The following is a 16,173-nucleotide window of genomic DNA, read 5'->3' as shown; positions in this document are numbered from 1 at the left end:
ATGCCAGTTTCGGGTTATGGGGTACGGATTGAGGGATGGTTAGACAAGAGGTATGCTTCTGCTTCTACGCTCCACAAACCGTTATGCCGGTCACAGATTTCAGCTAATTTCTTAAAGAGACCGTCGGTTTCTCCCAAACTTGCAAAATCGGAAATGGGGGTAAGCGGCATTTCTATATGTGTATAAATCAATTTTTTACCTCCAGGAATATGGGGCAGGTTGTTAGTCGCTTCAGCAACAGCATTCAAGCCTCCGATATGAGTAACCAATCCGGCAGGATCCAACCCTTTGCTCATGATGTCCAATGCTTCTACCATATCGTCGTTATTTCCACCGCTGGTGCCGACAATATGCGTATAGGCGTAATGAACATTATAGAAATTCAACATGGCACTGAAGTTCGGGTTGTCAGGGCCGGCAAAAAAGTTCAGGCATCCGTCAAATCCAAGAATAGCATCCCCTTGTTCTACAACAGGCTTTACGGGAGCAAACACAAAGACATCATCGAAACCTGCTCCGCCACTGATTGCTTTCAGCTCTTCCACGGGATTCTCCATCTTTCCTGTATTGATGTACTTCAGATCGATTCCGCGTGAAGCAGCGAACTCAACGGTATAGATGGATGCTGCACGGTCGAGCCGTGTCTGGTCGATATCGGTAACCACCAGTAAGGATGGCTTTACTTCTTCGCGACGGAGCACGAAATTGATCGCGGCCAGCCCCATTGGACCTACTCCGGCAAGAATAGCCATCTTTCCGCCGTCAATTATTTCCATATTATGCCGGTAACTGCCCGGAGTGGTATGATAATTGGCGTGCATGGCTCCAATAACACACGAAAGCGGTTCGGCCAATGAAGCAGGATAATACCCTTCACCGTGATAAGCCAGGAGGCAATCTCGCTCCATCACTTCATTCGGAATCACCACATAGGTTGCGTCACCTCCAATATACGAGTAACTATAACCAGGAGCGCTCAGAATACCAACAGGCCCGTTTTCGTAATACAGGGCCGGCTGAATGGAGAATTTATCACCTGCTTTGAACTTATGCGCCCACTTACTGCCAACTTCCAGTAATTCTCCGGCAAACTCATGACCGATGATGATAGGGTTTTCGGCTACATTATCGGGGATCCGTTTGTGTTCCGCGCCTTGCGAGGATGCCTTGTAAGACGACATACACAATGAATCAGAAACTACTTTTGCAAGTATCTCGTCGTCCTTAATGGCCGGCAATTCAAACTCTTCCAGCCTGAGATCTTTTTTGCCGTACAAACGGACTGCTCTTGTTTTCATTTTTTGCTATGATTTTATTAATTCAACATTACTTGTCCACCGGTAACAGGCAATGCCTGTCCAGTTTCGCCGCATTGCTCCATCAGATACAGTACCCCCTTGGTAACATCCCCGGGTGTGCAACCTTTTCGCATCGGCACCTGTGCCAGATAGAACGCTTTCACATCGTCAATAGTTTTGGCACCGGGTACTTTTCCTGCATTCAGGTATTGTACAAACAACCCATTTTCGGGATCACTCCAGAGCGGGCCTTCGTAGTAATTGCCAGGGCAGACCGAATTGACTTTTATCCTGAAGGGAGCCAGTTCCAGTGCAAAGGACTGCGTAAGTCCAACTCCTCCGAACTTCCCACCAGCATATGCAAAGTTAGCCTTGCTTCCGCGAAGTCCCGATTTCGAATTTATTTGAATGATATCGGCAAAATAATCGCTTGATGCATATTTCGTTTGCAGCTTCATTACTTGGCTCACTACTTTTGTACAATAGAAATAGGCATTGTAGTTGATCTTTGTGACAAAGTCGAAGTTTTCGGGTGTCATATCTTCTAGCCCACCGGCTCTCAACACACCGGCGTTGCTAATAAAGCAGTCAATTCCACCAAAATGACAGACAGTCTCCTGCACCAGGTTGTCGAGGCTTGAAATTTCGGAAACATTTGTTTTCACAAAAATTGCCCGGTTACTTTTCGCCAGGCCATTAAACTTCCCAACCGTATTCCGTCCTGCCTCTTCGTTCAAATCTGCCACTACAATATTGGCTCCTTCCCGCAGCAAACATTCGGCAATTCCCTCGCCAAAACCTTGTGCTGCACCGGTTACAACAATGGTTTTATTTTCTACCCGCCCCGAAGCATTTCCGGCAGCAACACTGCGGCGGTAATTTTCCACTTCCCAGTTATCAATAAATTCAATTTGAGCCTGTGTCATTGGGTGTGCACCGCCAAACGATTGAGAGAGAAAGGCAACTTTCATAGCATCCTCAAATACGTCGAGAATGGTATCGCATTGTCTGGCATTATCTCCCACGGATACAAGCCCGATGCCTTTTATCAACAAAACTTTTGGCAGATAACCAAACTTATTTACAAAGCCGGGAATCAATTCTTCAGCATTTTCGAGAACTTGTCCAGGTGTTTCATCGTTCAAAAACAAATAGTTAGACTTGCAGTAAACGATCGCATCGGGAGTAAAAGGTTTTGCAATGGCTACCTGGTTTCTCGGACTTTCGCAAAAGTATTCTATCAATCCGTTCCTGCGAACTTTCAGGGTTTTAAGGTTATCCTTAGAAACCAACATCCGGATTGCAGGCAACACTTCACTCACGCAGCGGCACACCTTCCTCTCGTCTTCCGGCAATGGAATGCTCACGGCCTTTTCAAGTGTTGCAAAAATTGAACCATATATAGATTTTATCTCTTCAATACTATCCGCAGCCACAAAAATCCCGTGGTTCTGCAACCAGATTACCTGTGGTTCTTCGCTGAATTTCTGGCGATATTCCTTTATTTTCTCGTCTACTTTTTTAAACAGAACATAGCCCGGATCGGTATATTCCACGTACAACACTTTTTCACCGAAAAGATTTTCCAACACTGTGGTGACATTTACTGCGCACATTAATCCATTTACGATCGTTGGATGTAAGTGAACCACAAATGCATAGTTGATCACGTTGTGCATGGAGGTTTCTACCGACGGGCGTTTACCTTTTGTGACAGTAGCCGCAGCAAGATCATTTTTGACTTGCTCTTCGCGTTCGGCAGCATTTTCGCTGTATTGCTTTCCAGACATGGGATTAAGTAGCGAGCGATCCAGTATGGCAAAGCCATCTTCAGTAATGGTTTCGAGTGATGAACCACTGGCTTTCACCCAGATCTTCTCTTCGTTCTTGTACGATGTATTTCCCCCTCCGGCGATCACAAAACGGCTGTCTTTGCCGTAGAATCGCGAAATGGATATTAAATCCTGAATTTCTTTCATCTTTATTGTTTTCCGACTGTGTTTCTGATTAACTCATCTCCCCATTTCACAAACTCACCTCTTTTTGAGCGGTCGGCGTTCCCCTGTTCATCCAAATAACCGCTCAGTCCCTGGGCAACCAAATGTTGATGAGCTGCAATAATACACGCACCCTCATAGTTGACCCGCAGTAATTTTTCCGATAACGGGGTCTGGTTGCGGGCAAAAAGTTCAATAGGTTCCATTGACGGAGAGTTGTGTTCACTGCCCAGGGTTACGATAAAACCCTGGTTGTGAAGATATGTTGCATATTTCTCCAACAGGTTCATATCGTTTCGGGTGGTAATAAATTCCACGGAATGAAACCCACGCTCGGTCAGTTGTTTTGCCACGTGTTCCAGGTCACGTTCAAAATCGGTATAATTTCCCTGGGCATCATCCGCTAAAAAGGGATAAGTAGGTATTCCTCCGGCTGCCAGAATGATTTTGCATACCGTCTGCATCGGAAGAAACGCCTCGACAGTCTCGGGAACAAAAGCCGAACCACCTGCTTTCAACAGGTTAGCACGGATCTCGTTCTCTACACCTGCAAGATTTTCAGTATCCGACTTCAGTTCTTTTCCATCGAAAATTTCTTCTAGCAGGTTCTTTATGCTTGTTGGGTTATCGCCTGAATTTTCATAAACTTTCAAGCGTAAAGCCTTCGCCAAATGACGTTCCCTAACAGAACCCTTAGTCAGATTATCCTTAATCCAATCCATATCGAGTACAAATCCGACATTTTTAGCAGTAAGGATTCCGTTCAGTTTTTCACACATGGCTTCCACCTGCTTATTAGCCTCTGTACGTACATTCGTCAATTGCGAAGCATAAGGCTCACTCAGCTTAAAGGGCTGTAACAATCCTTTCCCGCTGATGTAAGTCCGTCCTGGATTTCCGGGATCGTTCACCCGCAAACCTGCTTTTTGATCCTCTTCGTTCAGGCTGATAAACTCGATGCCGAAAAGCGGATAAAGTCCACGTTTGGAACAACCTTCCATCCACTCTTCGTAACCTTCGGCAGTATAAAAATCGTTGATACCAACCACTTTAACCTTTTCAGCAACGGCCCTGTCCAGCGCATCGTCAATATCGCGGAAAGCACTGAAAGAGAACGGGGTATGCAGGTGGGCATTTACTTTTGGTAAATTCATGATCAAATTCCTTTTTTTGCTCTCCTGATCATTTCGGCATCGGTGAAATTCTCACCGGGCATATACCCTTTGAGGGGCTGTATGCGTTCGTGGATCATATCGATGAACCAGCCTGGCTGCGGGAAGAACGCGCCTTCAAGTTCGTGAGCCGGCGTGATCCAGTTGCGTGACCCAAGCACCGCAACGGGCGCGTCCAGGTAATCGAAGCAGAGCGAACCGATGGTTGCCGCCAGGTCGTTCAGGAACGAGCCGCGGGCAGTCGCATCGCCGGCAACAATGATCTTGCCGGTTTTCTTCACCGAGGCGACCACTTTTTCGTAATTGAACGGCACCAGTGAACGGGCATCGATCACTTCGGCGCTCATCCCATGGACCGACTCCAATTCTTTTGCCGCCTGGAGCGCGGGATAAAGCGTGTGTCCGATGGTCAGGAAGGTGATGTCCTTTCCCTCTTTCTTCACGTCGGGTTCACCGATGGGTATTTCGTAATATCCGGCAGGAACGCCTCCTTCATGGAATTGCTCGCCGATATCGTAGATGCGCTGGCTTTCAAAGAAGATCACCGGATCGGTTCCCTGAAGCGCCGCGTTCATCAGCCCCTTGGCATCGTAAGGCGTCACCGGGAAACAAACCTTGATGCCCGGGATATGTGCCACAAGCGATGTCCAGTCCTGCGAGTGCTGCGCGCCGTATTTGGAGCCCACCGAAACACGAAGCACGACCGGCATCTTCAGCACGTTGCCGCTCATTGCCTGCCATTTGGGAAGCTGGTTGAACACTTCATCGCCACAACGTCCCAGAAAATCGCAGTACATGATTTCGGGGACAACCCTTCCTCCGCACATGGCGTAACCGATGGCCGTACCTACGATAGAGGCTTCCGATATGGGTGAGTTGAACAGGCGGTGATATGGCAAGGCTTCCGTCATCCCTCCGTAAACGGCAAAGGCGCCTCCCCAGTCGCGGTTCTCCTCTCCGTAGGCAACGAGCGAGGCATCCTTGTAAAACCTGTCCATGATGGCTTCGAAAATGGCGTCGCGCAACTGGAACTGCTTCATCTTGCTGAACGGCTTGCCTTCGGCATCGAACGCAAAACGTTCCTTGCCGGCTATCTTCTTTACGCGGGAGTTCTCCTCCATCGGCATCAGCACGTCGGGCCTTGCATCGGAGAAACTGTCCACGGAACCGTTCGAGAACATCATATCCCCGATCGCGTCGGGATTTTTCATGCGGGGCGAGATCTCATCGTTGATCGATTTGAGGAACATCTCGTGGATGAGCGTCCTTATGTCATTCCAGATGGCGTCAAGCTCGTCCTGGACGGCCACGCCCGCCTCCAGCAACTGTTTGCCGAACGACGCAATACAGTCCTGTCTTTCCCAGGCTTCCACTTCCTCCTTCGTGCGGTAGGAAGACGCGTCGGAGGGAGAGTGCCCGCTGTATCTGTAGGTCAGGACATCCAGCAAGACCGGCCCGTTTTTCTCATCAATTATTTTTCGCTTGCGTTTGTAAGCGTCAATTACCGCCAGCGGATTGTAACCGTCCACGCGTTCGGCGTGCATCTGTTCCTCGTTCACACCTGCACCGATACGGGCTGCGATGCCGTAACCCATGGTTTCGCCACAGGTCTGGCCGCCCATCCCGTACTGGTTGTTCATGATGTTGATGATCACCGGAAGCCCGCCCTTCATATCTCCGTCCCAAAGCTCCTTGAACTGGTCCATGGCGGCAAAAGTGATCCCTTCCCAAACAGGTCCGCAAGCCATCGATGCGTCACCTATGTTGGCAACCACCATGCCGGGTTTGCGGTTGACTTTTTTGTATAACGCGGCACCAACGGCTATGTCTCCCGATCCACCCACGATGGCATTGTTGGGATACACGCCGAAAGGCGTGAAGAAGGCGTGCATGGAACCGCCCAGTCCTCTGTTGAATCCGGTTTCCCGGGCAAAGATTTCAGCCAATGTTCCGTAAACCAGAAAACGGCGGGCAAGCTCCCTGGTTGTTCCGTTGAAATCCTTTTGAACGATTTCCAGTACCGAACCGTCAAAGAATCCCTGCATTATCTTCAACAGTTCCTCATCGGCAAGCTTATGGATGGCAGACATCCCCTTGGCCAGGATTTCACCGTGCGAACGGTGGCTCCCGAAAATAAAGTCATCCACGGTAAGCGTCCAGGCCATCCCCACGGCCGCCGACTCCTGTCCGATGGACAAGTGGGCCGGCCCGGGGTGATTGTAAGCCACACCGTTGTATTCACCTTTGGTTTTGATAAGGTTAAGCATGGTTTCAAACTCGCGGATGAGCGCCATGTCGTGATAAATGGCTTTTAGTTCCTCGTCGGTAAAATTTTCGCGTTCTTCTTTTACCGTTTTTTGATACTGATTGACAGGAATGGGCTGAAATTCCACAAAGCCCGGTTTCCGGGCTTCAGCCGGATCAATAAATTGAATTTTTGGCATACTGTTTTATTTTTTCGATCGATTTTACAATCGTCATTTTTCTTATAAATTGTTATTGGGTTTTGAGCAAGCAAGTCCGGGCAATCAAAATTCAAAAATCACTTCCTTGAATATTTCACTTACTGTAGGATGCGGAAAAACGACCTCTTTCATTTCTTCGAGCGTCATCTCCTGCTCTATTGCCAGACAGGCGCCGTAAATCATTTCACTGCTCGGGTTTCCCAGCATGTGAACACCGATGACTTCGCCGTATTTTTCACCTGCAAGCACCTTGCATAATCCGACACCGCCCTCGTTTTCTGCGACAAAACGCCCGGCATAGGCCATGGAGAGTCTGGCTACCTTGTAGGCAATCCCTTTTGCCCTGGCACTTTCTTCGGTTTCACCCACACCTGCAATTTCAGGGTTGATGTACACGACTCCCGGAATGGCATTATAACGCATAATGTCGTCTTTTCCCGTAAGGTTGTTAACCACCACTTCGCCTTCACGGCTGGCGGTATGCGCCAAAAGCGAAAAACCGGTCACGTCGCCGGCGGCAAAGACGTTGGGCACATTGGTACGCATCTTTTCATCGACCTTGATGCCTCCCCTGTCCAGTTCCACATTCAGATTTTCGAGTCCAAAACCCCTGGTCACCGCGCGGCGCCCGACGCTCAACAGGATTTTATCGCCTTCGACGGTGCGTGTTTCTCCCGCCTTCTCAAAAACCACTTTATTTCCGTCCACCCGGACCACCTTGGCGTTAAGGTGAAATTCGATGCCTTTCCTGGTGAAAATATCGCGCGAAAGGGCTGATATCTCGTAATCGTTGTTTCCCAGAATCTCGGGAAGCATCTCGATCACGGTCACCCTGGACCCTAAACTGTTGTAAAAACTGGCGAACTCCATCCCGATAACTCCTCCCCCGATGACGACTAGACTTTTGGGTTGCTCCTTGAGTTCAAGAACCTCACGGTTGGTCAGGACAACATCGCCGGCTTCCCCTAATCCGGGAATGGGCGGAACCGACGCTTCGGACCCGGTACATATCAACAGGTTGTTTCCCAGGTAATGCTCTCCGTTGCAAACCACCTCGATTCCCTTGGCGCTTCTGCCCGAGATCCAGGCTTCGCCTTCAACAACCGCAACATCGCTGGCCTTCATCTTGGTTTTCACGCCGGCGACCAATTTGCGCACCACTTTATTTTTGCGGGATACAATCTTGTCGTATTCAAAACGGACATTCTCCGCAAAAACACCGTATTTGTCCCCGTGAAGGGCATTCTCATAGGTCTTCGCACTGTAAAGCATGGTCTTGGTGGGAATACAGCCTTCGTTAAGGCAAACGCCTCCCAGGCTTTTCTTCTCGAACAGCACCACCTTCAGCCCCTTGTGCCCTGCGCGTTCCGCGGCCACATAACCGGCCGGTCCACCGCCGATGATCAGTAAGTCGTACATTATTTTGTTTTTTTAGATTAATAATCGATTTCAAGATTTTCTATTTCCAGGGCAATCTGCTTCAGGAAGCGTGTGGCTTCCCCGCCGTCAAGCGCCCGGTGGTCGTACGTGAGGCTCAGGCCGATGTAGGGAACAAAGGCATAAACCCCGTCACCCAGGTCTTTCGGACGCGGAACTATCGTGTTTACCCCCAATATGGCGGATTGCGGCAGGTTAATAACGGGAGTGAAGATCTCCACTCCGTAATTCCCCAGGTTGGACACGGTGAACGAACCGGCCTCGGCGGAAAGGATATCCGGATTCACGCTGCCCGCCTTGCAGGCGTTCGCCACCTCTTTCAGCTGGTTTGAGAGCCCCACGATCGACAGGTCATCGGCATTCTTCACCACCGGCACCATCAGGCCACGTTCAGTGTCCACCGCCAGCCCGAGATGCACCTTGTTGAAAAGGCGCATGCTGTCGCCCAGAAATTGCGAATTGACGTTGGGGAACTTCTTCAGGGCCTTGATCACGGCATGGCAAACCATGTCGTTCAGCGTGATGTTTGCCGATAGCTTCCGGGCTTCCACATCCGCTTTGACCTGTTTCCGGAGCTCAAGGATCCGGCGCGCGTCGGCACCCAGGTGGTGGGTAAGCTGCGCCGAGTTTTGCAGTGAAGCGTGCATGGCTCTTGCAATGAGCTTGCGCATGTTGGAGAGCTTCCTGTCCTCAAAGTCGTTGGCGTAGACAGTATTCAGCGAGGGAATCAAATCGGCGGACCGGGCTGTCCCCGCCAAGCCGGTGCCCGATTGTGGCTGCAGGTTTTCCTGCGAGGCAATCTTTTTTGCCAGGGGAGTCATTTTCGGACGATTTTCCAGGGTTGACAGGACGTCTTTTTCCAGGATGCGTCCCTGGGGCCCTGACCCGCTTATCGCTGCGGTATCGACCGCTTCCTTTGAGGCGAGGTTTTTGGCCCGGGGAGAAATGAAACGGGTTCCGGGTCCTGCGTTCCGGGATTCGAGCTTCTGCGGGGCGTTATTTTCAGGCCCGGCGCTTACGGTTTCCTGTCTTGCAGTTATCGACTCCTCGCTACCGCTATCGGACCCGGGCTCCGGACTGCCTTGCAGCAAAGCGGAATAATCCTCGCCGGGCTCACCGATAATCATCATGTTTCCCAGGACAGGCACCTCATCACCCTCCCGGTAAAAACACTCGAGAACCACTCCGTCCGAAGGGGATTCCTCCTCGAAGGAGGCTTTATCCGTTTCATAGGAAAAAAGGACTTCGCCTTTCTTTACATTATCCCCTTTTTTCTTGTTTATTGAGCCGATAATACAACTCTCGACCGACTGCCCCTGCTTGGGCATAATAACCACTATTGCCATATTTTTTTTGATTTTAGAAAGCTCTTCAATAATTGATTTATAACACAGTATTAAGTATCCCACACTATGCTGACACAAAGTTACCCATATTAACTAAAGTATCCAAAAAAAAAATTAAATAAAATAATGCTAATAATGGTCAACTTTTGATGTTGCAAAAATAGAGGGTTTTCTTTCTTAATCAATGTAATTATTGATTTTTGTACTGTATTTTTTGTCATAAAATATCAAATAATACAGCAACAAAATCATTTTTATTATTTTTACTTACCGTTCTTATTCTTATTTTTGTGAACTGTAACTTTTTATATTATTTAGCCTCATCATGAATGAAAGCAAACTAACCTCTTTTTTAGCTATCGATCTAGGTGCAACAAGCGGACGAGCCATTTTGGGTACAATCAAAAACAACCGGTTAGAGTTGAAAGAAGTCAATCGTTTTGCAAATCCGATTATCGACATCAACGGCAGATTATACTGGGACTTATTTCATCTGTATGGTGAGATAGTGAAATCTTTAAAAGACATTCAACACCAAGGTATTGAAATAGCATCTGTTGGAATTGACACCTGGGGCGTGGATTTCGTGTCTTTCGGCAAAGACGGGGAACCCCTTCGTATGCCCTACAGCTATCGCGATTCACGCACATTCACTGCTCCAGAAAATTTTTTCAATAAGGTTTTATCGAAAAAGGATACCTACCTGAAAACCGGAATTCAGATCATGAATTTCAATTCACTTTTTCAGCTATTTACTCAACACGAAGATAACAACCCCATCTATCCCGTAACGGACAAGTTTTTGTTTATGCCCGATGCTTTGTCTTACCTATTGACAAACAAGATGGTTACGGAATATACGATAGCGTCTACATCTCAACTGTTGAATCCTTTCACACGTTCTTTTGACGAAGAGCTGTTACAGGCGTTAAATCTATCTAAAGATAATTTTGCGCCGATTGTCTTTCCGGGAACACTAATCGGCACATTGTCAGAATCCGCGCAAAAACAAACCCACCTGGGAGCTGTTCCGGTTATTGCCGTAGCAGGACACGATACGGCGTCGGCAGTCATGGCTACTCCGGCTGAAAATGAAAACTTCGCCTATTTGAGCTCGGGCACCTGGTCGCTGATGGGAATCGAATCGAAAGAACCTGTTGTGAGTGAGGAAACTTTTTCACTGAATTTCACCAACGAAGGTGGAGCTGACGGCTCTATCCGTTTATTGAAAAACATCTGCGGCATGTGGCTTATTGAACAATGCAGAAAAGAATGGACAAAAGAAAAAGATGTCTCTTACGACGAAATAGTGCTTGAGGCTACTCAGGCTGACCCTTTTAAATGCTTCATTAATCCTGACGCATCCTGTTTTGCGAGCCCTGAATCAATGATTGATGAAATACAAAACTATTGCAAAAAAACCCAACAGTTTGTTCCACAGAGCATAGGAGAAATTGCCCGGTGTATTTACGAAAGCCTGGCTTTCCGGTATAAACAGGTACTCGGGAACCTGAAAAGCCTGGCCGATTTTCCCATTGACACCTTACATATTATCGGAGGAGGGTCACAAAACAATATGCTGAACAGATTCACTGCAAACGCTATCGGAATAGCTGTGGTTGCCGGACCGTCGGAAGCTACGGCCATTGGGAACATATTGCTTCAGGCAAAAGCTGTCGGACTAGTGGCGGACAAAAACGATATGCGAAAAATGGTTAGAAACTCCGTTGACCTTACGAGATTCGAGCCTCAGGACACCAGCCTGTGGGACAAACATTATACCGAATATTTAAATTTTTTCAAAGAGATATAAAACATAAATCAGTTAAATGAACAATAAAAAAAAATCATGAAAGAAGAACAAATTAAAAAAGAGTTTGCCGCTGCAAAAGAACAATACGCTGCACTTGGAGTTGATGTGGAAAAAGCCATTGAGAAGCTAAACAGTGTATCTATTTCCATTCACTGCTGGCAAGCCGACGACGTGTTGGGCTTTGAAAATCCCGACGGAGAACTGACCGGAGGAATCCAAACAACAGGGAACTATCCGGGCAAAGCCAGAACGATTGATGAATTAAAAAAAGACATCGGGAAAGTGTTGAATCTGATTCCTGGAAAACATCGCTTAAGTTTACATGCGATCTACGGTGATTTCGGAGGTAAATTGGTAGATAGGGACCAGATTGAGCCCAAACATTTTCAAACATGGATGAATTGGGCAAAGGAAACTGGTGCTAAACTGGATTTTAATTCTACCTTTTTCTCTCATTCAAAAAGCGGCAATTATTCACTTTCAAGTTTCGACCCGGAAATTCGCAACTTCTGGAAAGAACACTTACGCCGTTGCCGCCGTATTGGAGAAGAAATGGGCCGTCAACAAGGGGATGCATGTGTTCACAATATCTGGATCCACGATGGGGAAAAAGACAAGAGCGTATCCCGCATACAACACAGGCAACTGCTGAAAGAATCTCTGGACGAGGTATTGGCAGAAAAAATCAGCACTGAATACCTGAAAGATAGTGTTGAGTGCAAACTTTTTGGTATTGGCAGCGAAAGCTATGTGGTAGGTTCTCATGAGTTTTACATGGGATATGCCGTTAAAAACAACATGTTGTTAACGCTAGATGCAGGACATTTCCATCCGACCGAAGGAATTGCAGATAAAATTTCTTCCGTGTTGCTTTTTGTTCCTGAAATTACCCTGCACGTGAGCCGCCCAGAACGTTGGGACAGCGACCATGTAGTAATCCTGAACGACGCATTGCTGGAGTTAACACAAGAAATAGTACGTTCCGGACAGATGGAAAAAATACATATCGGGTTGGATTATTTCGATGCATCCATCAATCGTATTGGCGCATATGTTGTTGGAATCCGGTCTACCCAAAAAGCTTTATTACAAGCGCTTTTAGAGCCGACTGAAAAACTGCGTGAGTACGAGAATCAAGACAATAATTTTCAGCGTCTGGCTTATCTGGAAGAGCTGAAGGCCATGCCTTGGAATGCCGTTTACAACTATTATTGCCTGCAACAAGGTGTTCCCGTTGGAAACGAATACATTAAAGAAATTGAAAGTTACGAATCGGAAGTAACCTCTAAAAGATAAGCAGAATGAACACCATTATTGGTCTGATTATTATAGCGATAGGAAGTATGGGGCAGTCAAGCTCCTACGTTCCTATCAACAAAGTTAAAAATTGGTCGTGGGAAAATTTCTGGTTGGTGCAAGGAGTTTTCGCCTGGCTTATTTTTCCAGTTTTAGGAGCATTTCTAGCAAATTCCCTTCCGGAGTTGGTACAGGTTTATTCTGCAAATTCCGGTGCAGCGCTACAATCGATTGGATACGGCGCTTTGTGGGGGATTGGTGGATTAACTTTCGGGCTTAGCATGCGGTACCTGGGAATTGCACTTGGCCAATCTGTTGCTTTGGGAACATGTGCTGGATTTGGAACGCTAATCCCTGCTGTTCTTGCCGGGGATAATCTCTTTTCACCAAAAGGGTTGGTTCTGTTACTGGCCGTTGTTGTAACCCTAGTGGGGATTGCATTGGTTGGATACGCCGGCAGTTTACGCTCTAAAAACATGTCGGAAGAAGAACGCAGGAAAGCTATAAAAGACTTTGCCCTAAAAAAAGGGTTGCTGATAGCGTTGTTTGCCGGAGTAATGAGTGCTTGTTTCAGTTTAGGCCTGAGTGCCGGAATTCCGATAAAGGAAGCCGCTATTGCAGCGGGGGCAAAAGAAATTTTCGCTCAAAACCCCGTAACACTTTTGGTGACGATTGGCGGTTTTTTCACTAATCTGGTCTATTGCCTGTACATGAATTCGAAAAACAAGACCAGTGGGGAAATTCGGAAAACATCCAAATCGGTACTTGTTAACAACCTTCTCTTCTGTGCCTTGGCCGGTTTACTCTGGTATTCTCAGTTCTTCGGATTAGGGATGGGGCAAAGTTTTTTTGAACCGGGCAGTGTGATGATGGCATTCTCCTGGAGCATCCTGATGTCCTTAAACGTTGTTTTCAGTAATGTGTGGGGTATTATTCTGAAAGAATGGAAAGGAGCCGGTAAAAAAGCCGTCACATTTCTTGTCATCGGCATGGCCGTCTTAATATTTTCTTTAATAATTCCAAATCTATTCTAATTCATTCTCTCATTTTTTCAGAAGCACAATGCAATCAATTGAGTTTGCATTGTGCTTCATTTTTTTTTGTAAATTTGTAAAAAAAAGAAAAGCTACATACCACAAAAACAGAAAAAATGAGATACAACGACTTGGGTATAGATTTTAAATACTTGTTGGTCAGCGAGAAAGATAAAGAATTTGGATTAACAGTAAATACTGTTGGTTTTTCGCACATTGCACCCAACACATTATATCCTTCCACCGACCACCCCAAAAGTTATTATTTTAACCCCCAGAAAGGGAGAATACTATCTGAGTATCAATTTGTTTACATCTGTAAAGGGAGAGGGGTTTTTTCATCTGCCACGACAAAAAAAACATCCATTGAAAAGGGTCAGGTAATGGTCCTTTTTCCAGGACAGTGGCACTCGTATCAACCCGTAAAAGAAACGGGATGGAACGAGTATTATATTGGTTTTGAAGGAAGTATAATCGACTCTGTAATCGAAAAGAGCTTTATTTCAGAACAAAATCAGGTTTTAGATATTGGTACGAACGAAGAGCTTATCAATCTGTTTTTAACCGCTATCAGAGTTGCCAAGGAAGACAAAAAATCGGCCCAACAGTATCTCGCCGGAATAGCTTTTCACATCTTAGGAATGATTTTATCACTTTCTCAAAACAAAAGTTATGATGCTAATGAATCGACACAAGTAATTGAACGTGCCAAGATCATCATGAGAGAAAACATCCATAAAGACATCGATGTAAAGGAAATTGCATCAAATCTGGGAACAAGCTATTCCTGGTTCAGAAAATTTTTCAAAGAATATACGGGCTATCCGCCCGCACAATATTTTCAGGAATTGAAACTCCGAAAAGCAAAAGAACTGTTGACGGAAACAAGTTTACCTATCAAGGAAATTGCCTATGAGCTCAATTTCAGCTCCATCGAATATTTTTTATCCTTTTTCAAACAACGGGTCAGGATAACTCCTTCTGAATACCGCAAATTAAACGGCAACGATAAATAATAATTAATCAATCACCGCAAATCCTGTATAAGGCACCAATGCAGCCGGTATAATTATTCCTTCTGGGGTTTGGTTGTTTTCCAGAAGTGCGGCAACGATACGTGGCAAAGCCAGTGCGCTCCCGTTGAGGGTATGGCATAGTTGTGTTTTTCGATCCTCGTTGCGGTATCGGCATTTCAGCCGATTTGCCTGGTAACTCTCGAAATTAGACACGGAACTCACTTCCAACCACCTCTGTTGTGCCGCGGAATAGACTTCAAAGTCGAACGTAAGCGCCGATGTGAATCCCATATCACCGCCACAAAGACGTAAAATGCGCCAGGGGAGTCCTAACTTTTCCACCAAAGTTTGCACATAACAGACCATCTCATCCAACCGCTGATACGAATTTTCAGGCTTGTCAATACACACAATTTCTACTTTATCAAACTGATGCAAACGGTTCAATCCGCGCACATCTTTTCCGTAGGATCCTGCCTCACGGCGAAAACAAGCAGAATAAGCCGTATTCTTTACCGGCAGATCCTTTTCATCCAAAATCACGTCTCGGTAAAGATTGGTAACCGGCACCTCAGCCGTTGGTATCAGGTACAAATCGTCTAATCCTACATGATACATTTGTCCTTCCTTATCGGGTAACTGCCCAGTCGCAAAGCCAGATGCCGCATTTACGACATAAGGCGGCTGAATTTCAACAAATCCGGCATCACGGGCATTGTCAAGAAAGAAATTAATGAGTGCGCGCTGCAGGCGACTACCTTTGGCTTTGTAAACAGGAAACCCGGCACCGGTAATCTTCACCCCCCATTCAAAGTCTATCAGGTCATATTTTTTTGCCAGCTCCCAATGAGGAAGAGCGTCAGTAGAGAGTTGCGGAATGTTTCCTCCCGAACGCTCTACAAGATTATCTTCGGCAGATTTACCTTCAGGCACCGAATCGTGCGGTAAATTAGGAATAATAACCAACAAATTTTGAATAGCTGCTTCAGTTTCTCTCAGCCCGGCTTCATTAAGTTTGGAAAGCTCCTTCAGTTCGGAAACTTGTTGCTTGGCAATTTCCGCTTCAGCCTTCTTGCCTTCTTTCATCAGCCCTCCGATCGACTTCGACAGGAGGTTGATCTCCGACAACTGACTATCCAGAAGAGTTTGAGAACTACGACGTGTTTCGTCTAACGCCACAATTTGATTAATTATATCTTCAGCGGCGAATCTTTTTTTGGCAAGTTTGCGAATGACTTCTTCGCGATCTTCGTTTATTACTTTGAGTGTAAGCATAAAAAAAACAGTTTCAACTATTTT

The 16,173-nt window shown here is 46.5% G+C and carries 11 protein-coding genes; 4 read left to right on the top strand and 7 right to left on the bottom strand.

Translation table 11 applies throughout. From position 1 onward, the window contains the following. Positions 1–14: 14 nt before the first annotated feature. The 6 genes from KCV26_10555 to KCV26_10530 all read right to left on the bottom strand — a co-directional run bounded on the left by KCV26_10555 (position 15) and on the right by KCV26_10530 (position 9,715). On the bottom strand, positions 15–1,298 hold the full coding sequence (locus tag KCV26_10555; protein ID WZX35746.1) for a zinc-binding dehydrogenase: 1,284 nt from the start codon (positions 1,296–1,298) through the stop codon (positions 15–17). Between the two features lie 17 nt (positions 1,299–1,315). Continuing rightward, positions 1,316–3,277 carry an SDR family NAD(P)-dependent oxidoreductase gene (locus KCV26_10550; protein WZX35745.1) on the bottom strand — a complete coding sequence of 654 codons (1,962 nt, stop codon included), beginning with the start codon at positions 3,275–3,277 and terminating at the stop codon, positions 1,316–1,318. A gap of 2 nt (positions 3,278–3,279) precedes the next feature. Next, positions 3,280–4,449, bottom strand: a complete 1,170-nt coding sequence (locus KCV26_10545) for a PHP domain-containing protein (GenBank protein WZX35744.1) — start codon at positions 4,447–4,449, stop codon at positions 3,280–3,282. Between the two features lie 2 nt (positions 4,450–4,451). Then, entirely contained in the window at positions 4,452–6,911 is a 2,460-nt protein-coding gene (locus KCV26_10540; protein ID WZX35743.1) for a dehydrogenase, read from the bottom strand. Positions 6,912–6,995: 84 nt separating this feature from the next. Next, positions 6,996–8,354: a dihydrolipoyl dehydrogenase gene (gene lpdA, locus KCV26_10535; protein WZX38377.1), complete on the bottom strand. Its 1,359-nt coding sequence runs from the start codon at positions 8,352–8,354 to the stop codon at positions 6,996–6,998. 14 nt (positions 8,355–8,368) lie between these two features. Continuing rightward, positions 8,369–9,715 carry a 2-oxo acid dehydrogenase subunit E2 gene (locus KCV26_10530; GenBank protein WZX35742.1) on the bottom strand — a complete coding sequence of 449 codons (1,347 nt, stop codon included), beginning with the start codon at positions 9,713–9,715 and terminating at the stop codon, positions 8,369–8,371. 325 nt (positions 9,716–10,040) lie between these two features. Between KCV26_10530 and rhaB the strand changes: the two genes are divergently transcribed. The 4 genes from rhaB to KCV26_10510 all read left to right on the top strand — a co-directional run bounded on the left by rhaB (position 10,041) and on the right by KCV26_10510 (position 14,874). Further along, entirely contained in the window at positions 10,041–11,528 is a 1,488-nt protein-coding gene (gene rhaB, locus KCV26_10525; protein WZX35741.1) for a rhamnulokinase, read from the top strand. A gap of 36 nt (positions 11,529–11,564) precedes the next feature. Next, positions 11,565–12,824, top strand: a complete 1,260-nt coding sequence (locus KCV26_10520; GenBank protein ID WZX35740.1) for an L-rhamnose isomerase — start codon at positions 11,565–11,567, stop codon at positions 12,822–12,824. 5 nt (positions 12,825–12,829) lie between these two features. Next, a complete protein-coding gene (gene rhaT / locus KCV26_10515; protein WZX35739.1) occupies positions 12,830–13,858 on the top strand; it encodes an L-rhamnose/proton symporter RhaT in 1,029 nt (342 codons plus the stop codon). A gap of 116 nt (positions 13,859–13,974) precedes the next feature. Then, the gene (locus KCV26_10510) at positions 13,975–14,874 is read left to right on the top strand and encodes a helix-turn-helix transcriptional regulator (GenBank protein WZX35738.1); all 900 of its coding nucleotides are present in this window, start codon (positions 13,975–13,977) and stop codon (positions 14,872–14,874) included. A 3-nt stretch (positions 14,875–14,877) separates the two neighbouring features. On the opposite strand, the gene serS is transcribed toward KCV26_10510, so the two are convergent. Further along, positions 14,878–16,149 carry a serine--tRNA ligase gene (gene serS, locus KCV26_10505; GenBank protein ID WZX35737.1) on the bottom strand — a complete coding sequence of 424 codons (1,272 nt, stop codon included), beginning with the start codon at positions 16,147–16,149 and terminating at the stop codon, positions 14,878–14,880. Between the last annotated feature and the right edge of the window lie 24 nt (positions 16,150–16,173).

The organism is Petrimonas sulfuriphila (assembly GCA_038561985.1).
Taxonomy (GTDB): domain Bacteria; phylum Bacteroidota; class Bacteroidia; order Bacteroidales; family Dysgonomonadaceae; genus Petrimonas; species Petrimonas sulfuriphila.
The sequence above is the reverse complement of the archived record's forward strand: the minus strand, read 5'-3'. Positions and strand labels throughout refer to the sequence as shown.